The following is a 24,046-nucleotide window of genomic DNA, read 5'->3' as shown; positions in this document are numbered from 1 at the left end:
GGCGAGGGTCCGCTCAGCGCGGGACCTGTACGGCGTAGAGACCGCCGACGCCCAGCGCCGGCACCCCCCAGCAGCAGCCGCAGCGCCGTCTCCGGCAGGCGGGGCTGGAGGCGGGCGCCGAGGTTGCCCCCGCACAGTCCGCGCACAGTCCGCCGAGCCCGCAGGCCAGGCCGAGGGACCAGTGGGGCGCGATGTCGCCGGTGACGGACAGGGACAGCAGCGCGTAGGTGCCCGCGCCCACGACCGAGGTCACGAACGTGGCGGCCGGCGCGGCCGGGGCGGTCGCCACCGAGATCAGCAGTCCGGCGGCGAACCCGAGCAGCCCCGTGGACCAGCTCGTGCGCGCCCTAGCGCAGGTGCGAGGTGTCGTTGAGCAGGCGTACGGAGGCGTTGCCGTCGCCGTAGTGGGCGACCGTGGAGATCGAGGCCGCCGACAGCTCCATCCTGAACAGCGACTCCGGTGGGGCTCCCAGGGCGAGCCGGACGAGGGTCTTGATCGGGGTCACATGGGTGACGAGCAGGACCGTGCGGCCCGCGTACCGGGCGACGAGCCGGTCCCGGGCGGCCGCGACCCGCTCGGTGACCTCCGCGAAGCTCTCGCCGCCGCCGGTCGGGGCGGTGTCCGGGGAGGCGAGCCAGGCGGTGAGGTCGTCGCCGTACCGCTCCCGTACCTCTCCGAAGGTCAGCCCCTCCCAGGCGCCGAAGTCCGTCTCGCGCAGGCCCTCGTCGATCCGGACGTCGAGGCCGAGCCGGGCGGCGACGGCCGCGGCGGTCTCGCGGCAGCGGCGCAGCGGGGAGCTGACGATGTCCTGGACGACGCCCAGGGCGGCGAAGTGCTCGGCGGCCCGTTCGGCCTGGCCGCGACCGGTGGCGGAGAGCTCGGGGTCGGTGCCGCCGCTGCCGGAGAACCGCTTCTCGGGCGTGAGCGCGGTCTCACCGTGCCGGAGCAGGACGAGCGTGGCGGGGGCGCCCAGGTCGGGGGCCGAACCCCAGCCGGACCCCGGGGCTCCGGCGGCCTCGGGACTGCTTCCGGCCGTCCCCGAAGCGGCTGCCTCCGGCGCGACCGGATCCGGAACGGCTCCCTCCGGAACGGCTGCCGCCTCCGGCACGGAGAAGAGCGTGTCGGCCGCCGCGGCGCTGGCGGCCGCCAGCGCCGCGCGGGCCTTGGCCGCACCCGCGGCCTGGTCGCCGGGCGAGCCGGTCGTAGGCGCGGGCGGCGGCGGGGTGTTCACGGTGCCGCGGGCCGGGGCGTCCAGGGCGGCCGTGGAAGCGGATGCCTCCCACTGCCTGCCGTCGCGGCCCGCGTCCATCGCCTCGTTGGCGAGCCGGTCCGCGTGCTTGTTCCGGGCGCGCGGGATCCACTCGTACGTCACGGAGGACGGCGGCAGGATCGCGGCGGCGCGGGCGGCCAGCGGCTTCATGTCGGGGTGCTTGATCTTCCAGCGCCCCGACATCTGCTCGACGACCAGCTTGGAGTCCATCCTGACGTGGACCCGCAGCGCGTCACCCGCGTCCGGGAACAGCGCCTTCGCGGCCGTCAGACCGGCGATCAGGCCCCGGTACTCGGCGACGTTGTTCGTCGCGACGCCGATGTACTCGGCGACCTCGGCGAGGGGTTCCCCGGTGGCGGGGTCGATGACGACCGCGCCGTAACCGGCGGGCCCCGGATTGCCCCGGGAGCCGCCGTCGGCCTCGACCACCACCTGGCGGGCGGCGCTCATTACAGGCCCGACTCCGAGGTACGGACCAGGATCCGGTGGCAGTTCTCGCAGCGCAGGACCGTCTCGGGGGACGCGGCCTTCACGTCGTTGACCTCGGCCATGTTCAGTTCGAGCCGGCAGCCCTCGCAGCGGCGCTGGTAGAGCCGGGCCGCACCGACGCCGCCCTGCTGGGCGCGGAGCTTGTCGTACAGCTTCAGCAGGTCGGCGGGGATGACCTCGGCGACGACCTGGCGGTCCTTGGTCACCGTGGCGGCCTCGGCGTCCAGCTCGGCGGTGGCGGCGTCCCGGCGGGCGGTGGCGTCGTCGACCTTGGCCTGGACGGCGGAAACCCGCTCGGTCAGCTCGGTGACCCGCTCCTGGGCGGCCTCGCGGCGCTCCATGATCTCCAGGACGACGTCCTCCAGGTCGCCCTGGCGCTTGGCGAGCGAGGTGATCTCGCGCTGGAGGCTCTCCAGGTCCTTGGGCGAGGAGACCGCGCCGGAGTCCAGGCGCTGCTGGTCGCGGACGGCACGCTGGCGCACCTGGTCGACGTCCTGCTCGGCCTTGGTCTGCTCGCGGGTGGTGTCGCTCTCCTCGGTGGTGGAGGCGACCAGCAGGTCACGCAGCTGGGCGAGGTCGCTGCTGAGCTGCTCGATCTCGGCGTGCTCCGGCAGCGAGGTGCGCTTGTGCGAGAGCTGGGCGAGACGGAGGTCGAGGGCCTGGACGTCGAGAAGTCGGATCTGGTCGGCGGGCGCGGCGTTCAGTTGGGGGCTCCAGAGGAATGGTGGGTGGTCCAGGGGTCGGTGACCTGCTTCGAGACATGGACCCGCAGGTCCCATCCGTGGCGGTCGGAAAGCGCGTCGAGCTGGGCGGCGGCCTGCTCGCACCAGGGCCATTCGGTGGCCCAGTGCGCCGCGTCGACGAGGCCGAGCGGCGAGTGCTGCACGGCTTCGGACGCCGGGTGGTGACGCAGATCGGCGGTGAGGAAGGCGTCGACACCGGCGGCGCGCACGGCGTCGAAGAGGCTGTCGCCGGAGCCGCCGCTGACGGCGACGGTACGCACGAGCGCCTCCGGGTCGCCGGCCAGCCGGACGCCCTGCGCGGTGGCGGGGAGCCGGGCGGCGGCGCGGGCGGCGAAGTCGGCGAGGGTCTCGGGGTGGTCCAGCTCGCAGATCCGGCCGAGTCCGCGCCGCCCGTGGGCGTCGGCGGGGTCCGGTACGAGGGGCCCGGTGACGCGCAGGCCGAGGGCGCCGGCCAGGGCGTCGGAGACACCGGGGTCGGCGGTGTCGGCGTTGGTGTGCGCGACGTGGAGTGCGATGTCGTGCTTGATGAGGGTGTGGACGACCCGGCCCTTGAAGGTGTCGGCGGCCACCGTCGTCGTCCCGCGCAGATAGAGCGGGTGGTGGGTGACGATCAGCTGGGCGCCGAGCTCCAGGGCCTCGTCGGCGATCTCGCGGACCGGGTCGACGGCGAACAGTACCCGGTCGATCTCCGCGTCCGGATCGCCGCAGACCGTCCCGACCGCGTCCCATCCCTCGGCCCGCTCGGGGGGCCAGAGGGCGTCGAGGGCGGCGATGACTTCAGACAGACGGGGCACGGGGGAAAGGCTACCTGTCCGGGCAGGCCCGCCGCCCCTGGCCGCCGGACCTGTACGCCAGGACCGGCGGCCGGACACGAATCGTTACTTCACCGGGTCCGGGCCGGGGCGGTCACTTCACCAGGTCCGCGCGGAGGTCGTCGAGGACCAGGTCGGCCGAGGTGACGCCGAGGCCCAGGTACCAGGTCTCGTCGGAGACGTCCTTGGCCCGGCCCTCCTTGACGGCCTTCAGGTTCTTCCACAGCGGGTTGGACCGGGCGGTGTCGCGCTGGGTGGCCTTCGGGTCGCCGTAGACGCCGGTGAAGATCCAGTCGGCGTCCGCCTCGTCGATCTTCTCCGGGCTGATCTCGACGGCGAGGTCGTCGATCTGCTGGTTCTTCGGACGCGGCAGGCCCACATCCTGAAGGATCGTGCCGATGAACGAGGCCTTGGCGTAGAGCCGGAGGCGGTCGGGCATGTAGCGGACCATCGAGACGGTCGGCTTGTCGGGGCCGATGTCCTCGCCGAGCTTGACGGCCTTCGCCTCGTACGCGTCGAGATTCGCCTCGGCCTGCTTCGTGCGGTCCAGCGCCTGGGCGTTGAGGAGGTAGTTCTCCTTCCAGGTGAAGCCGGGGCGGATGGAGAACACGGTGGGCGCGATCTTGGACAGCTCGTCGTACTTGTCCGCGGCACGCAGCTGGCTGCCGAGGATCAGGTCCGGCTGGAGGCCCGCGATGGCTTCGAGGTTGAGGCTGTTGATCGTGCCGACGCTCTTGGGCTCGCCCGCGTCCTTCTTCAGGTACGAGGGGATGGCCGCGTCGCCCTCGCTGGGGGCGTAGCCGACCGGCTTCACGCCCAGCGACACCACGTTGTCGAACTCGCCGACGTCCAGCACGACCACGCGCTTCGGAGCCGCCTTGATCTCGGTCCTGCCCATGGCGTGGGTGACCGTACGCGGGAACTCGCCGGCCGCGGCGTCGGTGCCGTACGCCGCCGTCTTCTTCGCCGCGTCCGCGAAGTCCTTGCCGCCCGTGGCGACGGCGGCCTTCTTGTCGCCGCCCGCGTCGGACTTCGCCGCGTCCGCGTCGCCGCCGCCCCCGCAGGCCGACAGGGAGAGAGCGGCCGCCACAGCCAGGGCGACTGCGGCGGTACCGCGGGGTCGAAGGGACATCACTTACTCCAGTTGTCCGCGTACGTGCATGGGGGCACGGATGCTTGATTAGGGCTGCCTAACCATAGACACGGCCATCTCCGACAGCACACTCACCCCTGCCACCTCAGGAGAATCCAGGCATCGCCACCCTTATGTGTGAAGTGCGGTGGCTCGTGTTGTTCGGCTGGAAGTGCGAAAACTAGCTTTCGTAGCCGGAGGTGACGAGTCCATGACTGCCTGTGCCATCGAGGGTGGATCCGCCGGGGCCGCCGCGACGGCGGACCCGGAAGCGGAACCCGAACCGGAAGAGCCCAAAGAGCCCGGAAGGCCCGGAGAACCCGGAGTGCCCGCCGGGGCGGACGGCTCCGGCCCGCTGCCCGAATCCATCGCGGACGAGGAGGACGAGGGAGCCGGGGAGGTCCGGGGCAGCGAAGAAGCGGAAGCGTCGTCCACGGAGGCCGGCCCGCGGCCGCCCGCCGACGGCGCACCCTTTCCCGGCGGCTTCACGCTCACCGCGGACGGGGCCTATGCCGCCAGGCTGACCGCGGCCCCCGGCCCGCCGGGCGAGCGCGCCTGGTATCCGGAGCGCTGGACGCTGGACGGGCCCGAGCCGTACGCGGTGCCCCTCCCCCTGGATCAGCCCGAGGAGCCGGACGCCCGGGTGGCGCCGCTCGCCGACGGGCGGGTGCTGATCCAGCGGCAGGTGGCGGACCGGCAGATGTTCTCGCTGCTCTACCCGACCGGGCCGGGGACCGGCGAACTCCTGCTGGGTGCGGTCGCGTGCGCGCGGATGACCCTGCTGCCGCCGTCGCCGGACGGCCGGTGCGTGTACGCCCTGTCGGCCGGCGAGCACGAGTCGTCGCTCTGGCTGGTGGCGGGCGGGGCGTTCGGGCCCGAGGAGGTCGCGCGGATTCCCGGGCACTGCTCGGGCGGGGTGTGGCTGGACCGGGCGGGCCGGATGCTGGCGCTGGACCGGCGGGCACCGGGCGGCGGACCGGTGAAGGCGGTCGCCGTCGATCTGGGCAGGCAGGGCGAGGTGACGCCGCTGCTCCAGATCGCGCCGGAGAGCGATGACCGGCTGCTGCTCGCGGACGCCGACAGCGGGCTGCTGCTGCTCCGCTCCGACGCGCCGGGCCACGACCTGCTCGGCTGGGGGGTGCTGGGGAGCTGTCTGCCGGTCAGGTTCCCGGAGTGCCTGCGCCTCGCGGACGCGGCGGTGACCCCGTTCGCGGTGCAGCCGGGCCAGATGCTGATGCCGGAGAGCTGTGCGGTGGCGCTGCGGATCGACGGGGCGGCGGGCAGCTGGGTGGGGGTCTGGCGTCCGGCGGGCCGCCGGCTGCACCAGTTCGCGGCCCCGCTGGGCTGGGCGCCGGGGGCCGGTTACTGGAGCCGGGACGGGGTGTTGCACCTCCCGTACGCGAACGCGGCGACGCCCTGCGGCGTGGCGCTGCTGGCGGCCCCGGAGGACGTGGAGCCCTCTTCCGTGACCGGCTGTCCGAGTGACGGTGCGGGCGGGACGGAACCGTCCGCCGCTGTCGCCGCTCCTGCTGTGTGCAAGCCGGTTCCGTTGGGGCAGGCGCCTCTGCACCGAGCGGCTCGATCTGGCTAGACTCGTGGCTCTGGGCTACGCGGCCGTACCGGGCGGGTACCGAGGTGACCGCGTCGGATGGCGGTGGCGGGGCTTGCGACACACGTAGGTGCGACAGAAGTAAGCGATCACAACGGGGTGACTTCCCACATGTCCGAAGCACGGACCGACACCACCCAGCAGCGCCCGACGGGGGCGGACGAGGGGTCCGGAACCGGTGGTTCCGGAAAGCACCGAGGGGGTGCGTCGGCGGAGAACACGTCAGTGCAGCCGCACGGCCGCCACCGCCGGCCCGCCGAAGAGGGATCCAGGGCGGCCTGAGCCGCCGAGCAGTGCAGCGAGAAAGGGCCCGGACCGGCGGGAGGACCGCCGGTCCGGGCCCTTTCGCGTGCAGCGGCGAGCGTACGGGCGATACGGCTACCGCCGCTTCAGTCCCAGCACCTCGGCGGCGGCGAAGGTCTCGTTCGGGGGCCGGTCCGCGTAGTACGGGGTGAGCAGCTCGTCCAGCTCCGCGAAGGTGAAGGTCTCCTTCGTCGCGTCGAACTGTGCGGCCACCCGGGGCCGTTCGACGACGGCGACCATGCCTCCGTGGACGACGAGCAGCTGCCCGTTGACCCCGGCCGCCGCCGGTGAGGCGAGATAGCCGACGAGCGGGGAGACATGCTCGGGCGCCAGCGGGTCGAGGGCGCCGTCGGCCGGTTCCTGGAAGCCCGCGAACACGTCCTCGGTCATCCGGGTCCGGGCGCGCGGGCAGATGGCGTTGGCGGTGACGCCGTACTTGGCGAGGGCCAGTGCGGTGGAGGTGGTGAGTCCGACGATGCCGCCCTTGGCCGCCGCGTAGTTGGGCTGCCCGGCCGAGCCCGCGAGGAAGGCCTCCGAGGAGGTGTTGACGATCCGGCCGTAGACCGGTCCGCCGGTCTCCTTGGAGCGGGTCCGCCAGTGGGCGGCGGCGAAGTGCGTGGTGTTGAAGTGGCCCTTGAGATGGACGCGGACGACCGAGTCCCATTCCTCCTCGGTCATCGAGAAGACCATCCGGTCGCGCAGGATGCCCGCGTTGTTGACCAGGATGTCGAGCCGGCCGTGGGCCGAGATCGCCAACTTGACCAGCTTACAGGCCTGTTCGTGGTCGGAGACGTCGCCGAGGTGGGCGACGGCCCGGCCGCCCGCCGCGCGGATCTCGGCGGCGACTTCCTCGGCGGGGGCGGCGGACGCCTCGCCGGAGCCGTCGCGGCCGGGCCGCCCGTAGTCGTTGACGACGACGGCCGCGCCGAGACGGGCCAGTTCGAGTGCTTCGGCCCGGCCGAGGCCGCGGCCCGCGCCGGTGACGATCGCGGACAGTCCGTCCAGCGGAAGGGGAAGTGACATCACGGTCCTCGAATTCCTTGGCTGCGGGCGGGGTTCAGAGCTCGATGCAGGTACGCAGCGACTCGCCCGTACGCATCTGGTCCAGGGCGTCGTTGACCCCGTCCAGCCGGACCCGGTGGGTGATCATCGACTCCAGGTCGATGCGGCCCGCCCGCCAGAGCGCGATGGCCCGCTCGTAGGAGCGCAGGACGTCCCCGCCGCCGTACATCGAGGGCAGGATGCGCTTCTCGTCGAAGAACAGCTCGAACATGTTGACCTGGAAGGTGTCGTCCATGGCCCCGGCCCCGACGACGCAGAGGGTGCCGCCGCGACGGGTGTGTTCGTAGGCGGTGCGGGCGGTGGCGGACTTGCCGACGACCTCGAAGACGTAGTCGAAGCCCTCGCCGCCGGTGATCCGCTGCTTGGCGTCGGCCAGTCCGTCGGGGGCGACGGCCTCGGTGGCGCCGAAGCGGAGGGCTGCCTCGCGGCGGGAGGCGACCGGGTCGACGGCGATGATCTGGGCCGCACCCTGGACCCGGGCGCCCTGGATCGTGGAGATGCCGACGCCGCCGCATCCGATCACGGCGACCGATGAACCGGCTTCCACCTTCGCCGTGTTGATGGCCGCGCCGAGGCCGGTGGTGACCCCGCAGCCGATCAGGGCGGCGATCTCGAAGGGGACGTCGTCGGGGATCGGCACCGCGCAGCCCGCGCCGACGACGACCTCCTCGGTGAAGGTGCCCGTGCCCGCGAAGCCGAAGACGTCGCCGCCGGGGCGCTTGAAGTTCGGGGTGCCCGCGTTCATGAAGCCGGCCAGGCACAGCTGGGTCTGGCCGCGCTTGCAGGACGGACAGGCGCCGCAGGCGGGCAGCCAGCAGACCAGGACCCGGTCGCCGGCGCTGAGCCCGGTCACCCCGTCGCCGATGTCCACGACCTCGCCCGCGCCCTCGTGGCCGGGGATGAAGGGGGCAGGCTGCGGGAGGACGCCGCTCATCGCGGAGACGTCGGAGTGGCAGAGGCCGGTGGCCCGGATGCGGAGCTTGACCTTTCCGGGGCCGAAGCCCACCGCCTCGACGTCGTCGAGGACTTCGAGCTTCTCCTGGCCTATCTCGTGGAGTACGGCTGCGCGCATGGTGCGGCTCCTCTCACATCGTCATCTTCGGCAGGGCTTCCGGCGCTGGTGCTGATGCTGGTGCTGGTGTGCTCAGGAGTGTTCGACGAGCGTGTCGGCGAGGACCGGGGCGTCGTCCCGGTCGGCGGCGGTGACCGTCACCCGGACGCGGCCGTCCTCGGTCCACATCCGGATACGGAGCGTCTCGCCGGGGAAGACCACCCCGGCGAAACGGGTGCGGTAGGCGGCGATACGGGAGACGTCGCCGTCCAGCAGGGTGTCGGCGACGGCCTTCAGGGTCATGCCGTAGGTGCACAGCCCGTGCAGGATCGGCCGGTCGAACCCCGCGAGCTCGGCGAAGGCGGGGTCGGCGTGGAGCGGGTTCCAGTCGCCGGAGAGCCGGTACAGCAGCGCCTGGTCCTCGCGAATGGTCCGCTCGACCGTGCGGTCGGGGCCGCGGTCCGGCGGGGCAAGCCGGTCGGACGGCCCGCGTTCACCGCCGAAGCCGCCCTCGCCGCGCACGAAGATCTGGGCGTCGTTGGTCCACAGCGGTCCGTCGTCGTCGCCCGCCTCGGTACGCAGCACGATGACGGCGGCCTTGCCCTTGTCGTACACCGCCGCGACCTTCGAGGTCTGCACGGCGCGGCCGGTCACCGGGATCGGGCGGTGGACGCGCACGGACTGCCCGCCGTGCAGGACGGCGGCGAGGTCCACGTCGATGCCCTGCGCCCCCATTCCGCCGAAGGCGGCCGTGCCCGCGCCCGCGACGGTGGCGAAGCTCGGCAGCACCTGGAGCCGGGACTCCAGGGTGTAGCGCAGTTCGTCGGGGTCGGTGGCGGGGATGCCCGCGCCGAGGCCCAGGTGGTAGAGCTGGACGTCCTTGTGGTTCCAGTCGATCGCGGCCCGGCGGGGTTCGGCGGCGAGGGCCGCTGAGACATCAATGGGCATGACGGAGCAGCTCCCTGAGGTCCTGGGTGGTCCGTGGTGGTGGGAAGACCTCGGCACGGCCGTCCGCACCGTCGGCCGCACCGAGGTCGTGCGGTGACCGGCAGGACACGCCCCTTCCGGAACGGACACACGCCTTCTAGAACGCGTTCTAGCCGATGGCCCATGTATAACGCAGGCCCCGGAAGTTGGGAAGACTGCTGACGTCGCGTCAGATCGCTGTTTCCGGGTGACTCTCGGGGCGGGGCGTGCGGTGGTTCGGCAGCCAGATCAGCATCACGATCACCCCGGCCAGCAGCACCCCGCTCGCCGTACGGAAGGCGAGCGCGTATCCGGCCGTGACCTCGGCCGCGTCGCCGGAGCCCGCGGTGCGCGCGGCGGCGACCGTGGACAGCACCGCGAGGCCCAGCGCACCGCCCATGGTGCGGGAGGTGTTGACCAGGCCCGAGACGAGTCCGGCGTCGCCCGGGTCCGCGCCGGAGGTGGCGAGGGTGGCGAGCGGGGTGGAGGCGAGACCGGCCCCGGCCATCATCAGCACGCCGGGCAGGCAGATAGCGGTGAGGTAGGAGCCCTCCACGCCCATCGTGGACTGCCAGCCGAAGCCCGCGGCGGTGATCAGGACCCCGGCGACGGCGAGGCTCTTGGCCCCGGTGCGCACCATGAGGCGGGGGGCCAGCTTGGAGCCGATGATGACGGCGGCCGAGGTCGGCATCAGCGCGAGTCCGGCCTCCAACGGCGTGTAGCCCAGGACGTTCTGGGCGTACACGGTCATGAAGTACCACATCGAGAAGGTCGCCGACCCCATGAGCAGCATCGACACATTGGCCGAGGACACGGCCCGTACGGAGAACACGCGCAGCGGGATCAGCGGAACGGCGGTCCGCGCCTCCACCAGCACGAAAGCGGCGAGCAGCACGACTCCGGCGAGCAGCGGTACGAGCGTGGCGGCGGCCGTCCAGCCCTCGGCCTCGGTCTGGACGATGCCGTACGCGACGGCGGCCAGGCCCGCGGTGACGAGGACCGCGCCCAGCAGGTCGATACGGCGGCGGTCGCCCGCGTGACCCTCGGTGATCCGCAGGGCGGCGGCGATCAGGACGAGGGCCCCGACGGGCACGTTGATCAGGAGGACCCAGCGCCAGGAGAGGGCGTCGGTCAGGACCCCGCCGATGAGCCCGCCGGCCGCGCCGCCGCCCGCCCCGACCGCCATCCAGGTGCCGATCGCCTTGGTCCTGGCCGGACCCTCGGGCACGGCCGCGGTGAGGATGGTGAGGGTGGCCGGGGCGAGAACGGCGGCCCCGAGGCCCTGTGCGGCGCGGGCGGCGAGGAGCTGCCAGCCCTCCTGGGCGAGGCCGCCCGCGAGGGAGGCGGCGGTGAAGACGCCGAGCCCGACGAGGAACATCAGCTTGCGCCCGTAGATGTCGGCGGCCCGCCCACCCAGGAGCATGAACCCGGCGAACGCGATCGAGTAGGCGTTGACGACCCACTGGAGACCTGCCGCGCTCAGCCCCAGGTCGGCCCGCATGGAGGGCAGCGCCACATTGACGACGGAGACGTCGAGGACGACGAGGAACTGGCCGGTGCAGGCGGCGAGCACGACGGCCCAGGTGCTGGGCCGTATTCGGGCGGGGGCGGGCGGGGCGGAGACGGGCGCGGAGACGTCGGGCATGAGGGCCATGGTCCCAGGCGGCGAACGGCCCGTACATCGGGTATCGGATCCAGGTCCGGCGCCGGAGCCACCGGTCGCAGGACCTAGGCCCGCCCCGGGAGCCCCGGCCGCACACCGTGCACCCCGGCCCGCGCCCACCGCCGGGCCCGTCCGGCTCAGCCGCGCCGCAGCAGCGTGACCACCGCCGCTCCGCCGAGGCCGATGTTGTGGGCGAGGGCGGTCCGGGCGCCGGGCACCTGGCGGGCCCCGGCCTCGCCGCGCAGCTGCCAGGTCAGCTCGGCGGCCTGGGCGATACCGGTGGCGCCCAGCGGATGCCCCTTGGAGATCAGCCCGCCGGACGGGTTCACCACCCACCGCCCGCCGTAGGTGGTCGCGCCGGACTCGACGAGCTTGCCGGACTCCCCCTCGCCGCACAGGCCCAGCGCCTCGTAGGTGAGGAGTTCGTTGATGGAGAAGCAGTCGTGCAGCTCGATGACGTCGAGGTCGTCCGGGCCGAGGCCGGAGGCCGTGTAGACCTGCTGGGCGGCGGCCTTCGACATCGGGGCGCCGACCGCGTCGATGCAGCTGCCGGAGGCGAAGGAGGCCTCGGTGTCGGTGGTCATGGCCTGGGCGGCGATCTCCACGGCCCGCTCCCCCAGACCGTGCCGCTCGACGAACCGCTCGGAGACCACGACGGCGGCCGCCGCCCCGTCCGAGGTGGGCGAGCACTGGAGCTTGGTGAGGGGGCGGTGGACGGTGCGGGCGGCGAGGATCTCCTCGACCGTGTACGGGTCCTGGAACTGGGCGTACGGGTTGTTCACCGAGTGCCGGTGGTTCTTGGCCCCGACCGCCGCGAGCTGCGCGGGCGTCGTCCCGTACCGCTCCATGTGCTCGCGGGCCGCGTTGCCGAAGATCTGGGCGGTGGGCGGGGCCTTCACGAAGCCGTGGCCGGCCGCCATGATCCCGTAGTGCCGGGCGACGGGCGAGGTCGCGAAGTCTCCGCCGTCGGAGCCGCCGCCCAGCGCGCCCCGGGCCATCTTCTCGAAGCCGACTGCCAGAACGCAGTCGCTGCCGCCGCCCTCGACGAACTGCCGGGCCAGCATCAGGACGGTGGATCCGGTGGCGCAGTTGTTGTTGACGTTGTAGACGGGGACACCGGTCAGTCCCAGTTCGTAGACGGCCCGCTGCCCGGCGGTGGAGGCCTGGAAGCAGTAGCCGACGGGGACCTGTTCGACCTGGTCGTAGCGGACCCCGGCGTCGGCCAGGGCGGCGCCGCCCGCCTCGCGGACCATGTCCCAGTACTGCCAGTCGCGGGTCTCGGGCTTCTCGAACCTCGTCATGCCGACGCCGACGATGTAGGCCTTCATCTTCCGACTCCTCCTTCTCCGTGCGCGTGGTCAGTCCCGGGGCAGGCCGAGAATCCGCTCGGCGACGACGTTGAGCTGGATCTGGGTGGTGCCGCCCGCGATGGTCAGACAGCGGGACATCAGGAAGCCGTGGAGGGCCCGTCCGCCCGCCGCCGGTTCGTCCACCGCGCCGTCGGGGCCGAGGAGTTCGAGGGTGAGCTCGGCGGCCTTCTGCTGGTGGAGGGTCTGGACGAGCTTGCGGACCGAGGCCCCGGCGCCCGGTTCGCGGCCGGAGACCTGCTGGAGCGTGGTGCGCAGTCCGATGCAGGCGAGCGCATGGGCCTCGGCGGCGAGCGCGCCGATCCGGGCCCCGGTCACCTCGTCGAGCCCGGCCGAGCGCGCGATGAGAGCTTCGAGCCCGCTGTCGAAGGTCATCTGGTCGGCCATGTGGACACGTTCGTTGCCCAGGGTGTTGCGGGCGACCCGCCAGCCGCCGCCGACCTCGCCGACGACGGCGTCGGCGGGCAGCAGGACGTCGTCGAAGTAGACCTCGTTGAAGAGGGATTCGCCGGTGATCTCCTTCAGCGGCCGGATGTCGATGCCCCGGGCCTTCTTCATGTCGACCAGGAAGTAGGTGAGCCCGCGGTGCTTGGGCGCGTCCGGGTCGGTGCGGGCCAGCAGGATGCCGTGGTCGGCGGTGCGGGCGGCGCTCGTCCAGACCTTCTGCCCGGTGATCCGCCACCCCTCGTCGGTCCGTACGGCACGGGTGCGGAGTGCGGCGAGGTCGGAGCCGGCCTCGGGTTCGGAGAAGAGCTGGCACCACTGGAGGTCGCCGCGCAGGGTGGCGGGCAGATAGCGCTCGCGCTGCTCATCGGTGCCGTACGCGATGAGCGACGGCACCACCCAGGTGGCGACGGAGAGGTCGCTGAGCCGGATGCCCTGTTCGCGTAACTCCTGCTGGATCGCCAGCTGTTGTACGGGGCCGGCGCCCCGTCCGTACGGGGCGGGGAGGTGCGGGGCGGCGTAGCCGGTGGCGGCGAGGGCGCGGCGGGCCTCGCGGGGTGCCAGGCCCCGGGCGGCGGCGAGGTGGGGGCGGGCCTCGGCGCGGTGGCGGGCGGCCTCGGGCGGGAGTTCCAGGGTGAGTTCGCGGCGGGCTCCGGCTTCGGCGAGGCGGACGGCGCGCAGCCGGTGGGTGTCGGCGGCGCCGAGGAGCTGGCGGGCGAGGACGGCCCGGCGCAGCTGGAGGTGGGCGTCGTGCTCCCAGGTGAAGCCGATGCCGCCGAGGATCTGGATGGCGTCCTTGGCGCAGGTGTACGCGGCCTGAGGCGCCACGGCGGCGGCGAGGGCCGCGGTGAGCCCGCGCACCTCGGGCTTCTCGTCGGCGGCGCGGGCCGCGTCCCAGGTGAGGGCGCGGGCCTGTTCGAGGCGGACGAGCAGGTCGGCGCAGAGGTGCTTGACCGCCTGGAACGCCCCGACGGGCCGCCCGAACTGCTCCCGTACGGCGGCGTGCGCGACGGCGGTGTCCAGGCTCCGGGCGGCGGTCCCGCAGGCGTCGGCGGCGAGGAGGACGGCGGCCAGGTCGCGGACGAGGGCGGCGTCGAGCGGCAGGTTCCGGTGGGCCGGTACGTGGACGGCGTCGGCCCGCACCTCGGCCGTGGGCCGGGTCGGATCGACGCTGCGGTGCGGGTGCACGGTGAGCCCGCCGGCCCCGGCGTCCACGAGGAACCAGAGCACACCGCCCGACGCGTCGGCGGCGGGCAGGAGCAGCAGGTCGGCCGCCTCGCCGGTCAGGACGGGCGGGGCGGTCCCGTCGAGCCGGTGGCCGCCCGGGGCCGGGGTGGCGGTGAGGGTGCCGGGGGTGAGAGCGAAGGCGGCGGTACGGTCCCCGGCGGCCAGCGCCCGGAGCAGGTCACCGGTCCCGGGGCTCACCGCCCGCCGCAGCACCGCGCCCACCAGCGCGGTGGCGAGGTACGGCCCCGGCAGCGATCCGTACGCGGCCTCCTCCAGGACCACGGCGAGGTCGAGGAGGTCCCCGCCCCCACCGCCGTACGCCTCGGGCAGATGGATGCCGGTCAGCCCCTGCCCGGCGAGCGCCTCCCAGTGGGCGGGGCGCACGCCGGAGGCCGCCGGGCCTTCCGCGTCGAGGAGTTTGCGCACCTCGCCGGGTGGTGCGGCCCGCGTCAGCCATCCCCGTACGGATTGCGCCAGCGCGCGGTGCTCCTCGGTGATGCCGATGCCGGTACCGATCGCCGTGCCCCTGCCCATGCGCGTCTCCGCCGGTCGCAGCCACTGGAACGGCGCAAGAGTAGAACACGTTTCAATCTGACGGAAGGTCAGGAGGCTGCCGGATCCGGCCGGAATACAACCGCCGCCGAGAAGCGTTCACCCTGCATGCACTTGGGGGGAGCCCGGGTGATCGACGGCTGCCCGGGAGGCCCCACGCATGCGAAGGACGCAACGGATACGACACGCGGCGGAACTTCCCGAGCCGCGAAAAGCGCGCTCCGGCCCGATCGTGCCCGTCCTCGCCTTCGCGGGTATCACCGTCGCGGTCATGCAGACGCTGCTGGTCCCGGTCATCAAGGACCTGCCGGTCCTGCTGAGCACCGACCCGGCCAATGCCACCTGGGTGATGACCGCCACCCTGCTCGCGGGCGCCGTCTCCACGCCGATCATGGGGCGGCTCGGCGATCTCTACGGCAAGCGGCGGATGCTGCTCGCCTCGCTGGCCGTCATGGTGGTCGGCTCGCTGATCTGCGCGTCCACCGACGACCTGGTCGTGATGATCACCGGCCGTGCGCTCCAGGGCTTCGCGATGGGCGCCATTCCGCTCGGCATCGGCATCATGCGCGACGAGCTGCCGCGCGAGAGGCTCGGTTCGGCGATGGCCCTGATGAGCTCCTCGATCGGGGTGGGCGGCGGCCTCGCGCTGCCCGCCGCCGCGCTGGTCGCCCAGCACGCCGACTGGCACGCGCTGTTCCTCGGCTCGGCCGGTCTCGGCGTCCTCGCGATGGTGCTCACGTACACCCTCGTCCCCGAGCCGCCGCTGCGCGCTCCCGGCACCTTCGACGTCGTCGGCGCCCTCGGGCTCTCGCTCGGCCTGGTGCTTCTTCTGCTGCCGGTCACCAAGGGCGGCGACTGGGGCTGGACCTCGGCTCCGACCCTCGGCCTGCTCGCCGCGTCCGTCGCCACCCTGCTGCTGTGGGGCCGGTTCGAACTCCGCACCCCGGCGCCGCTCGTCGATCTGCGCACCACCGCCCGTCGCGAGGTGCTGCTCACCAACCTCGCCTCGATCATGGTCGGCGTCGCCTTCTACGCGGTCTCGCTGGTCCTGCCGCAACTGCTCCAGCTGCCCACGTCCACCGGCTACGGCCTCGGGCAGTCCATGGTGGTCGCCGGGCTCTGCGTGGCCCCGCTGGGCGTGACGATGATGTTCGTCGCCCCGCTCTACGCCCGGATCTCGGCCCGCCGCGGCCCCAAGACCACGCTGATGCTCGGCATGCTGGTCATCGCGGTCGGTTACGGGGCCGGGCTCGGACTGCTCTCCGCCGCCTGGCAGACCGTGCTGATCGCGGTGGTGCTCGGCGCCGGGATCGGACTCGCCTACTCCTCGCTGCCCGCCCTGATCATCGGGGCCGTCGACCCGTCGGAGACCGGCGCGGCCAACGGCCTCAACACCCTGATGCGCTCGATCGGCACATCGGTGTCGAGCGCGGTCATCGGCATGGTGCTGGCCAACACCTCCGTGACGATGGGCACGGTCCAGGTGCCGTCGATGGAGGGGTTCCGGATCTCGTTCCTGATCGCCACGGGCGCGGTGCTGGTCGGCCTGGTACTGGCGGCGTTCCTGCCCACGCAGCGGCCCTCCGCGCACCCCGTGCTCCTGGCGAGCAGCGCGGACGACGCACGGACCGCGGACGACGCACCGACCGCGGTCAGCGCACCGGAGCGTCGAACCGCGGCGCCGTCGTGAGCAGCCCGGACACGTCGGACCCCGGCAGGAGCTCCTGAGGCTCGGCCCCGCGGGCGAACAGCCGGGCGGGGCGGGCGCCCCGGACGTGGGCCCGGTCCCCGTCGACGCGGAGCCAGGAGCCCTCGCGCAGCCCGAGCACGGGCACGTCGTTCTCCTCCAGGAACTCGGTGAGCCGGTCCTCGCGGGTCTCGCCCTTGTGGGTGCCGGCCGGGTCCGGGCCCAGACAGTGCGGGTTGACCTGGAACGGGACCAGGCCCAGCGTCTCGAAGGACGGCGGCTGCACGATGGGCATGTCGTTGGACGTGCGCAGGGTCGGCGCGGCCGTGTTGGTCCCCGCGCTCGCGCCCATGCAGGGCAGCCCGTCCCGTACCGCGTCGCCCGACGCCGACGGCGCGGCCGCCGCCCTCGCCACGGCGGCCAAGCCGCTCGACATGCGCCGTCGCGGCGATGTGCTGCCCGGCGACGTGGCCGTCGCCACCCACGTCTGCCCGGACGCGCCGACCGAGCCGCACGACCCGGTGCCGTTCAGTCATGACCCGCCTCTGGCAGAGCTGCTGACCCTCGGGGCGACAGTTCCGCCGGGGCCGCCCGAACTCGGGCTCACCCCACCTACGCCCCCGCCGATCCCTTCGGCGGGGGCGTACGGCACGATGGGTCGCCGTCGATCGCACCCCGCCCCACCTGGAGGAACCCCGTGACCGCCGCCGCGTTCTCTGCCGGGCCCGAACCGGAGATCCTCGCCGCGTTCGAGGCCGCCAAGGGCTTCATGCCGGTCCACGAAGGGCTCGCGTTGCACGCCGCCGCCACCGAAGCCGGTGCCCTCGGGCTGCCGCTGCTGGAGGTGGGCACGTACTGCGGGCGCTCCGCCATCCTGCTCGCGGACGCGGCGCGGACGGCCGGGGTGAGCGCGCTCACGGTCGACCACCACCGGGGCAGCGAGGAGCAGCAGCCCGGCTGGGAGTACCACGACCCGAGCGTGGTGGACCCGGAGGTCGGGCTGATGGACACGCTGCCGACGTTCCGCCGCACCCTGCACCGGGCCGGTCTGGAGGACCACGTGGTGGCGCTCGTCGGCCGCTCGCCGCAGGTCGCCGCCGTGTGGCGCGGACCGCTCGGGCTCGTCTTCATCGACGGCGGGCACACCGACGAGCACGCGAACGCGGACTACGACGGCTGGGCCCCGCATGTCGCCGGCGGCGGGCTGCTGGTGATCCACGACGTGTTCCCGGACCCGGCCGACGGCGGGCAGGCCCCGTACCGGGTCTATCGGCGCGCACTGGCCTCCGGGGCGTTCACCGAGGTGTCGGTGACGGACTCGCTGCGCGTGCTGCGCCGCCGCCCGGTCGCCGTACGGGCACCGGGAGCCGGGCCACCCGGTCGGCCGGGTGGGTAGCATCGCCGCGTGCCGTACGACGACAGCCCTCCCAACGCCCGCCGCGCCCGGCCCCTGCCCGTGGCCGCCGCGCTGGCCGCCGTATGCCTGACCGCCGCCGGATGCGGTGGCGGTCCGGAAGCCGACGAGGCCGGTGCGGCCGGGCCGCGACCGGGCGCGGGCGGCGCGTCCCCGACGGCCGCGACGCCGGGCGGCCGGCAGCCGGAACCGTCCGGATCCACCGAAGCCGGGGCCACGCCGTCCGGATCCGCCTCCGCGAAACCGCTGCCGAAGGGCCCGCTGACCGGCCGGACCGTGGTGATCGACCCGGGACACAATCCGGGTAACCGCGATCACACCCGGGAGATCAACCAGCAGGTCGACATCGGCACCGGCCGCAAGGAGTGCGATACGACCGGTACGTCCACGAACGACGGTTACGCGGAGGCCCGGTTCACCCTCGACGTCTCCCACCGGCTGCGCAAACTGCTGGAGGCCGAGGGCGCCCGGGTCCGGCTGACGCACGACGCGGACCGGCCGTTCGGGCCGTGCATCGACGAGCGGGCCCGGATCGGGAACGAGGCGAAGGCCGACGCGGTGGTCTCGGTGCACGCCGACGGATCGGCCGTGGGCAACCGGGGCTTCCATGTGATCCTGCCCGCGACGGTGAAGGGCGGCGGGTCCGACACCTCGAAGATCGTGAAGGGTTCGGCCGATCTCGGCGCACGGATCGCGGGACACTTCGTCCGCACGACCGGAAGCGCGCCCTCCAATTACATCGGCGGAAATAGCGGTCTGGACACGCGTAATGATCTCGGCGGACTGAATCTGTCGACCGTGCCCAAGGTGTTCGTCGAATGCGGCAATATGCGTGATCCGAAGGACGCCGCCCTGCTCACCAGCGCGAGTTGGCGACAGAAGGCGGCCCAAGGGCTGGCGGACGGCATTGCGAGCTACCTGAAGGGGTAGTTCTGCGACGGCATACGCCGTGACATACGCAGGGACATAGGCGGGGACAACAGGGGGATAACAGCTCATGATCCGGGCAGGGACGCAACCTGCCCGGGCAGACGATAGATTCATCCGTACGATGGGGAGCCGCTCCCGAGCTTCACGCCGTACCGCCGCGCAGGCGGCAACGACGACCGCCCCGACGAGACGACCGACTAAGGACCTTCACGTGAATATCCGCTCCCTCACTCGAGGCGACGGCGTGGTGATCGGAGCAGCGGTCGTGCTGTTCGTCGCCTCTTTCCTCGACCTCTCCGGCTACAGCTGCCCGCAGGGCGTCGACTGCTCCCGGTTCAGCACGAACGCCTGGGACTCCCTGACCTTCCTGATGAGCATCTACCTCGCCGGTGTCATCGGCGCGGCGCTGGTGATCCTCGGGCGGGCCATGCCGGGCCGCAAGGTCGCCGGACTCGACATCGGCCAGTTCGGTGTGGCGCTGACCGTCTTCGCGCTGTGGACCGTGTTCTGGACGATCCTCGACGTCAGCGACGCCGGCGCGGGCCTGATCCTCGGCCTGCTGGCCGCCCTCGTGCTCGCCGGCGCCGCGGTCGCCGGTCCGCTGGTCCCCGCACTCAAGGCCCCGCTGCTCAGCCCCGCCGCCCCGGCGCAGGGCGGACAGCCCCAGTTCGGCGCCCAGCCCGGCCAGGGCTACGGCTACCCGGGCGCGCAGCAGCCGCCGTACGGCGCCCAGCCGAGCCAGGGTTACGGCTACCCGGGTGCGCCCCAGCAGGGCCAGCCCGCCCCGGCCGACCAGGCGCAGGCCCAGGCCCAGCAGCCCTCGCAGGGCGGCGCGGCCCCGGCAGGCGACTTCACCCCGTTCTGGTTCGCCGTTCCGGTGGCGCGTCCGCTGTACGGCGAGGACGGTTCGCCGAACCCGATCGCCGAGCTGGCGCCGGGCACCTGGTACCTCGCGGTGGAGCAGCGCGGCCAGAGCCTCGTGGCCCAGACGCAGGACGGCCGTCGTGGCGTCCTCCAGGACACCACGGGCATCCAGCGCGGCTGATCCCGTACGCACGAACGCCGCGGCCCCTCGCCCTTCCGGGCGGGGGGCCGTTGTCGTACAGTCCAACCCGCACACCCTTTCCTGACACTTCGTCAGTTACAGCTGGAGGGAACGGAATGCGGCTCGGACTCGCGCTCGGATACTGGGGCCGCGGCCCGGATCCCGGTCAGCTCGCCCTGGTCCAGGAGGCCGAGCGGCTCGGCTACGACTCGGTGTGGACGGCGGAGGCCTGGGGCTCGGACGCCTTCACACCGCTGACCTGGATCGCCGCCCACACCTCACGGATCCGGCTGGGCACCGGCATCGTCCAGATGGCGGCCCGTACGCCCACCGCGACGGCCATGCACGCGCTGACCCTGGACCATCTCTCCGGCGGCCGGATGCTGCTCGGCCTCGGCCTGTCCGGGCCGCAGGTGGTGGAGGGGTGGTACGGGCGGCCGTTCCCCAGGAGCCCGCTGACCGCGACCCGCGAGTACGTCGAGGTGATCCGGCAGGTGCTGGCGCGGCAGGCCCCGGTCGAGCTGGCGGGCCGCTTCCACTCCCACCCGTACACCGGCCCGGACGCCACCGGTCTCGGCAAGCCGCTGAAGCCGATCACGCACCCGCTGCGCGCCTCGCTCCCGGTCCTGCTGGGCGCGGAGGGCCCGAAGAACATCGCGCAGACGGTTCGGATCGCGGACGGCTGGCTGCCGCTGTACTGGTCGCCGCTGCGCGCGGACGTCTACGGGGCCTCGCTCGCCGGGCTCCGGGACGGCTTCATGATCGCGCCGATGGCGCGTGCGCACGTCTGCGAGGACGTGGCCGAGGGGCTGTGGCCGGTGAAGGCGATGCTCGGCTTCTACATCGGCGGGATGGGGCACGCGGCCCGCAACTTCCACGCGGATCTGATGGCCCGGATGGGGTTCGAGGAGGAGGCCCGGCGGATCCAGGAGCTGTTCCTGCAGGGCCGCAAGGAGGAGGCGGTGCGGGCGGTGCCGGACGCGTTCGCCGACGAGATCTCGCTGATCGGACCGCGTGCCCGTATCGCGGAGCGGCTGGAGCTGTGGCGCAAGGGCCCGGTGACGGATCTGCTGGTCACCGCCCCGGACCCGCACACGCTGCGGGTCCTGGCGGAACTCAACGCCTAGGGCGGGCGGTTCAGCCGAACGAGGAGCGGTCCAGCCAGAAGTCCAGCAGTGCCGCGTCGCCGAGCACTTCCACCCGTGAACTGGTCGGCTCCAGGCGGCGGTTGAAGACGAGCATCAGATCGGTGAGCGATCCGCGCAGTGCGACCGTGGCCTTCTCGTGCGCGCGCCGCCAGGTGAAGCGGTCCTCACCGAACTCGATCAGCCACTCCGCGCCGGGCACATCGGTGGCGTGCAGATGCAACGAGCGCCCGCCACCGCGCAGTTCGGCCGCCTCCGGGTCGCCCTCCTCCTGGGCCAGCGAGACGATGCCCAGCCACTCCTCGATGGTGTCGGCGGCCACCTCGGCATCGACGGTGTACGGGGCGCGGGCGGCGAGCGCCGCGTCCGCCCGGTGCACCGCCGTCTCGTGCGTCATGCGCCGCGCCCAGAAGGCCGTGCGCCGCTCGGTCACCCACGTCCACACCTCGGCGTCCGGCCCGGCTTCCCGCAGCGCCGCCACGGTGGCGGCGGCGCCTTCGGCGAGCCAGGCGTCGAGTGCGGCCGGGTCGTCGCTCTCCGGCCCCGCGAAGCCGGGCACCTTGTCCTCCGGAACCTCATCGACGGCCCGGCCGCGGACGATCTCGCCGACCCAGCGGTGCGCGCCGCCGACGTGCACGGCGAGCTCCCGCAGGGTCCAGTCGGGGCAGGTGGGGACGGTCGCGGTGAGGTCGGCACCGGTCAGCACCGTGCGCAGGGCGTCGGTCTGGGCCAGGATCTCGTCGCAGTAGCGGTCGTGGGAGAGAGGCGTCATGCGGCGCACCCTAACCGGCGGAGCCCGGGTCGATCACCCGGATTTCCGCCGGTCAGGGGAGGGTCCGGCCGGTCAGACGACGCTGCCGGTCCAGTGCTTCACCGGCGCCCTGACCCCGGTTCCGGTGCTGGTGAACGAGAACAGCGAGTCGATGCGCCGGCCGTCGACGGTGGTCCCGGCGCGGTAGAGGACACCGACGTCGGCCTTGCCGTCCTTGTTGAAGTCGCCGGACACGGGCTGGCCGGCGGCCCAGGAGAAGGATCCGGTGCTGGTCCACACCTCGCGGGGCGCGGCGAAAGCGGTGCCGGTGCTCGCGAAGGTGAAGAGCGCGGACTGGTGCACGCCCGCCTCCGTGGTGCCTCGGTTGTAGAGGACGGCGATGTCGTCCCGGCCGTCGCCGCTGTAGTCGCCGGACGTCAGCTTGGTGGCGTTCCAGTTGAAGGATCCGCTGCTGGTCCAGGTCTTGCGCGGGTTGGCGAAGGCGGTGCCGGTGCTGTTGAACGTGTACAGCGAGGAGACCCGGCCGGTGTCGGAGGAGCCGGAGTCGTAGAAGACGGCGACGTCGTCCTTGCCGTCGCCGTTGTAGTCGCCCGAGGTGACCTTGCTCTTGCTCTAGGTGAAGCCGCCCGGCGTGGTCCAGGTCCGCTTCGGCGCGCTGAAGCCGGTGCCGGTGCCGGTGAAGGTGTACAGCGAGGTGATGTTGCCGGTGTCGGAGGAGCCGGAGTCGTAGAGGACCGCGAGGTCGTCCTTGCCGTCGCCGGTGTAGTCGCCGGAGGTCAGTCGGCTCTTGCTCCACGTGAAGCCGCCCGGGGTGCTCCAGACCCGCTTGGGCTCGCCGAAGCCGGTGCCGTTGCTGTAGAAGGCGAAGAGCGAGGCCCGGTTCTTGCCCTCGACGGAGGGGCCGTTGTCGTAGAACGCGGCGATGTCCTCGCGGCCGTCGCCGTTGAAGTCCCCGGAGGCGACCTGGGACTCCCCGGGCAGTCCGCGGACCTGGGTGACCCAGTCGGTGAGGTCGTCGGTGCGGGACTCCACCGCACCGGGGCGGGTCTCGTCGGAGCCGAAGCAGCCTGCTTGCCAGGAGGCGCTGTGGACGGCGGCGAGCAGGACGGTGCCGTTCTGCTCGCGCAGGGCGGGTCCGCCCGCGTCGCCCTTGCAGATCGCGCCGCCGTCGCGGGTGACGGCCACCGTCGTCGCACCGGTCGCGGTCACGTCGAACGTGCCCGCGTGCAGCTTGTCGGGAACCCAGGACGTGGCGGTGCGCCCGTAGCCGACCGCCCGCAGGCTCTCGCCCGCCACCGGGGCGGAGTCCGCGAGCAGGACCGGCGCGATGTCCGTGACCGGCTGGGCCAGCTTGGCCATCACCAGGTCACGGTCGCTGCGCGAAACCAGCTCGGTCACCTCGAAGACCTTGCCGCCCGTGCCGGTCAGATCGGTGCGCCCGATCGTCGCCGTGGTCTTCTCCGCCGGGGCGCCGGCAGGCAGCGGGAAGGCCGGCTGCCCGGCCGCCGCGAAGCAGCTGCTCGCGGTCAGGATCCACTGGGCGTCGACCAGCGAACCGGTGCAGGCGCGCTTCGTGTCGCCCTCACCGATGTCGAGCTTGGCGGTGAAGGCGTACGTGCCGTCGGCGACCGCGTCACCGACAACGGCCTGGGCGGGAGAGGAGAGGGTCATCGCCCCGGCCGCGGCGACCACCGCGAACAGAGCCGTGCCCCGCACACGGCGGGAGGATTTCGAAGGCACACGGATTCCTTGCTGGTTACGGAGGGGCGGACCGCGCTCTACTTGGTGGCGTGGATCTCGAGAAGCGTGTGGTCGCGGCTCTCGGGGTCGGCGGTCTCGCCGACCGGCGTCCAGGTGTTCTTCGGGACGTCGAAGGAGGCCTCCTCGCCGCCCTCGGCCTCCATGTCGACCCGCAGCTTGTAGTCGTTGCCCTTGACCCCGTAGACCTGCGGGAGTTCGAGCGAGAGGAAGCCGCTGTTGCCGGTGACCCGGAAGCAGAAGCGGCCCTTCTCGCGCGAGAAGACCTCGACCAGTCCGGTGGCGGACGCGCAGTCCGCGAGCAGGATGTGTCCGTCGCCGCGCTTGAGGAGGATGCCCTGCTCGGCGAAGATCTTGTCCGCCTCCGGGTAGGCGAAGTCCTCCACGGCCACCGGCGGCAGCTCGTCGGCCGCGGCGGCCGGGGCGCCGGGCTCGGCTCCGGCGAACGGTGCGCCCACCAGGACGATTCCGGTGACGGCGGCGGCCGCCAGGGCGGAGGAAAGGAAGGAACGGGCTCTCACTGCTTCATCAGCCTCTCGTAGTCGGGCCACAGGAACGGCCGCACGAGGGAGCAGTGATGCGCCGCTCGACCGAAATCGAGGCC

20 protein-coding genes and 4 pseudogenes are annotated in these 24,046 nt (G+C 73.0%); 7 read left to right on the top strand and 17 right to left on the bottom strand.

Translation table 11 applies throughout. The features are described 5' to 3' along the window. Positions 1-13: 13 nt before the first annotated feature. The 5 genes and pseudogenes from AC0VY3_RS08825 to AC0VY3_RS08805 all read right to left on the bottom strand — a co-directional run. A pseudogene (locus AC0VY3_RS08825) lies at positions 14-283 on the bottom strand (sulfite exporter TauE/SafE family protein); the annotation flags it as partial. Positions 284-347: 64 nt separating this feature from the next. Next, positions 348-1,721, bottom strand: coding sequence for a bifunctional RNase H/acid phosphatase (locus tag AC0VY3_RS08820; protein WP_475549355.1), 1,374 nt, complete (start codon positions 1,719-1,721; stop codon positions 348-350). After that, complete coding sequence (locus AC0VY3_RS08815; RefSeq protein ID WP_181010690.1) at positions 1,721-2,464, bottom strand: zinc ribbon domain-containing protein; 744 nt, start codon at positions 2,462-2,464, stop codon at positions 1,721-1,723. The genes AC0VY3_RS08820 and AC0VY3_RS08815 overlap by 1 nt, the downstream gene beginning before the upstream one ends. Further along, entirely contained in the window at positions 2,461-3,297 is an 837-nt protein-coding gene (locus tag AC0VY3_RS08810) for a Nif3-like dinuclear metal center hexameric protein (protein ID WP_475549354.1), read from the bottom strand. Before AC0VY3_RS08810 ends, AC0VY3_RS08815 begins: the two co-directional genes overlap by 4 nt. A gap of 112 nt (positions 3,298-3,409) precedes the next feature. Continuing rightward, entirely contained in the window at positions 3,410-4,447 is a 1,038-nt protein-coding gene (locus tag AC0VY3_RS08805; RefSeq protein ID WP_475549353.1) for an ABC transporter substrate-binding protein, read from the bottom strand. A 211-nt stretch (positions 4,448-4,658) separates the two neighbouring features. Here AC0VY3_RS08805 and AC0VY3_RS08800 point away from each other — a divergent pair, with 211 nt between their 5' ends. After that, positions 4,659-6,038 carry a hypothetical protein gene (locus AC0VY3_RS08800; RefSeq protein ID WP_475549352.1) on the top strand — a complete coding sequence of 460 codons (1,380 nt, stop codon included), beginning with the start codon at positions 4,659-4,661 and terminating at the stop codon, positions 6,036-6,038. 396 nt (positions 6,039-6,434) lie between these two features. Here AC0VY3_RS08800 and AC0VY3_RS08795 read toward each other — a convergent pair whose 3' ends face one another. The 6 genes from AC0VY3_RS08795 to AC0VY3_RS08770 all read right to left on the bottom strand — a co-directional run bounded on the left by AC0VY3_RS08795 (position 6,435) and on the right by AC0VY3_RS08770 (position 14,673). Beyond that, complete coding sequence (locus AC0VY3_RS08795; protein WP_475549351.1) at positions 6,435-7,382, bottom strand: 3-oxoacyl-ACP reductase; 948 nt, start codon at positions 7,380-7,382, stop codon at positions 6,435-6,437. 34 nt (positions 7,383-7,416) lie between these two features. Beyond that, positions 7,417-8,493 (bottom strand): Zn-dependent alcohol dehydrogenase, encoded by a 1,077-nt coding sequence (locus AC0VY3_RS08790; RefSeq protein WP_103507027.1) that lies wholly within the window; start codon positions 8,491-8,493, stop codon positions 7,417-7,419. Positions 8,494-8,565: 72 nt separating this feature from the next. Further along, positions 8,566-9,420, bottom strand: a complete 855-nt coding sequence (locus AC0VY3_RS08785; RefSeq protein ID WP_475549350.1) for a MaoC/PaaZ C-terminal domain-containing protein — start codon at positions 9,418-9,420, stop codon at positions 8,566-8,568. Positions 9,421-9,628: 208 nt separating this feature from the next. Continuing rightward, positions 9,629-11,092, bottom strand: a complete 1,464-nt coding sequence (locus AC0VY3_RS08780; protein WP_103507025.1) for an MFS transporter — start codon at positions 11,090-11,092, stop codon at positions 9,629-9,631. Positions 11,093-11,238: 146 nt separating this feature from the next. Next, positions 11,239-12,429, bottom strand: coding sequence for a lipid-transfer protein (locus tag AC0VY3_RS08775; RefSeq protein ID WP_475549349.1), 1,191 nt, complete (start codon positions 12,427-12,429; stop codon positions 11,239-11,241). Positions 12,430-12,459: 30 nt separating this feature from the next. After that, positions 12,460-14,673 (bottom strand): acyl-CoA dehydrogenase, encoded by a 2,214-nt coding sequence (locus AC0VY3_RS08770; RefSeq protein WP_475549348.1) that lies wholly within the window; start codon positions 14,671-14,673, stop codon positions 12,460-12,462. A gap of 178 nt (positions 14,674-14,851) precedes the next feature. Between AC0VY3_RS08770 and AC0VY3_RS08765 the strand changes: the two genes are divergently transcribed. Continuing rightward, positions 14,852-16,381, top strand: coding sequence for an MFS transporter (locus AC0VY3_RS08765; protein ID WP_475549347.1), 1,530 nt, complete (start codon positions 14,852-14,854; stop codon positions 16,379-16,381). Here the strand turns inward: AC0VY3_RS08765 and pepE are convergent. Then, a pseudogene (pepE, locus tag AC0VY3_RS08760) lies at positions 16,344-16,754 on the bottom strand (dipeptidase PepE); the annotation flags it as partial. The gene AC0VY3_RS08765 and the pseudogene pepE overlap by 38 nt on opposite strands. Positions 16,755-16,761: 7 nt before the next feature. Here pepE and AC0VY3_RS08755 point away from each other — a divergent pair. The 5 genes and pseudogenes from AC0VY3_RS08755 to AC0VY3_RS08735 all read left to right on the top strand — a co-directional run. Continuing rightward, positions 16,762-16,920: pseudogene (locus tag AC0VY3_RS08755) on the top strand (DUF1177 family protein); the annotation flags it as partial. 227 nt (positions 16,921-17,147) lie between these two features. Further along, a complete protein-coding gene (locus AC0VY3_RS08750; RefSeq protein ID WP_475551654.1) occupies positions 17,148-17,774 on the top strand; it encodes a class I SAM-dependent methyltransferase in 627 nt (208 codons plus the stop codon). Between the two features lie 9 nt (positions 17,775-17,783). Then, positions 17,784-18,722: an N-acetylmuramoyl-L-alanine amidase gene (locus AC0VY3_RS08745; protein WP_475549346.1), complete on the top strand. Its 939-nt coding sequence runs from the start codon at positions 17,784-17,786 to the stop codon at positions 18,720-18,722. Between the two features lie 211 nt (positions 18,723-18,933). Then, positions 18,934-19,767: a hypothetical protein gene (locus AC0VY3_RS08740; protein WP_103508328.1), complete on the top strand. Its 834-nt coding sequence runs from the start codon at positions 18,934-18,936 to the stop codon at positions 19,765-19,767. A gap of 116 nt (positions 19,768-19,883) precedes the next feature. Next, positions 19,884-20,894, top strand: coding sequence for an LLM class F420-dependent oxidoreductase (locus tag AC0VY3_RS08735; RefSeq protein WP_475549345.1), 1,011 nt, complete (start codon positions 19,884-19,886; stop codon positions 20,892-20,894). A 10-nt stretch (positions 20,895-20,904) separates the two neighbouring features. On the opposite strand, the gene AC0VY3_RS08730 is transcribed toward AC0VY3_RS08735, so the two are convergent. From AC0VY3_RS08730 to AC0VY3_RS08710, 5 genes and pseudogenes are all read right to left on the bottom strand, one after another. Continuing rightward, positions 20,905-21,684 carry a maleylpyruvate isomerase family mycothiol-dependent enzyme gene (locus AC0VY3_RS08730; protein WP_103508326.1) on the bottom strand — a complete coding sequence of 260 codons (780 nt, stop codon included), beginning with the start codon at positions 21,682-21,684 and terminating at the stop codon, positions 20,905-20,907. Positions 21,685-21,756: 72 nt separating this feature from the next. Next, positions 21,757-22,026, bottom strand: a complete 270-nt coding sequence (locus tag AC0VY3_RS08725) for a hypothetical protein (protein ID WP_475549344.1) — start codon at positions 22,024-22,026, stop codon at positions 21,757-21,759. Positions 22,027-22,116: 90 nt separating this feature from the next. Beyond that, positions 22,117-22,245 (bottom strand): annotated as a pseudogene (locus AC0VY3_RS08720) (hypothetical protein); the annotation flags it as partial. A gap of 51 nt (positions 22,246-22,296) precedes the next feature. Then, positions 22,297-23,424, bottom strand: a complete 1,128-nt coding sequence (locus AC0VY3_RS08715; protein WP_475549343.1) for a trypsin-like serine protease — start codon at positions 23,422-23,424, stop codon at positions 22,297-22,299. 38 nt (positions 23,425-23,462) lie between these two features. Further along, entirely contained in the window at positions 23,463-23,963 is a 501-nt protein-coding gene (locus AC0VY3_RS08710; protein ID WP_181010789.1) for a hypothetical protein, read from the bottom strand. Between the last annotated feature and the right edge of the window lie 83 nt (positions 23,964-24,046).

This window comes from Streptomyces sp. iso_384 (assembly GCF_056172905.1).
This window is presented reverse-complemented; position numbering and strand designations above follow the sequence as displayed.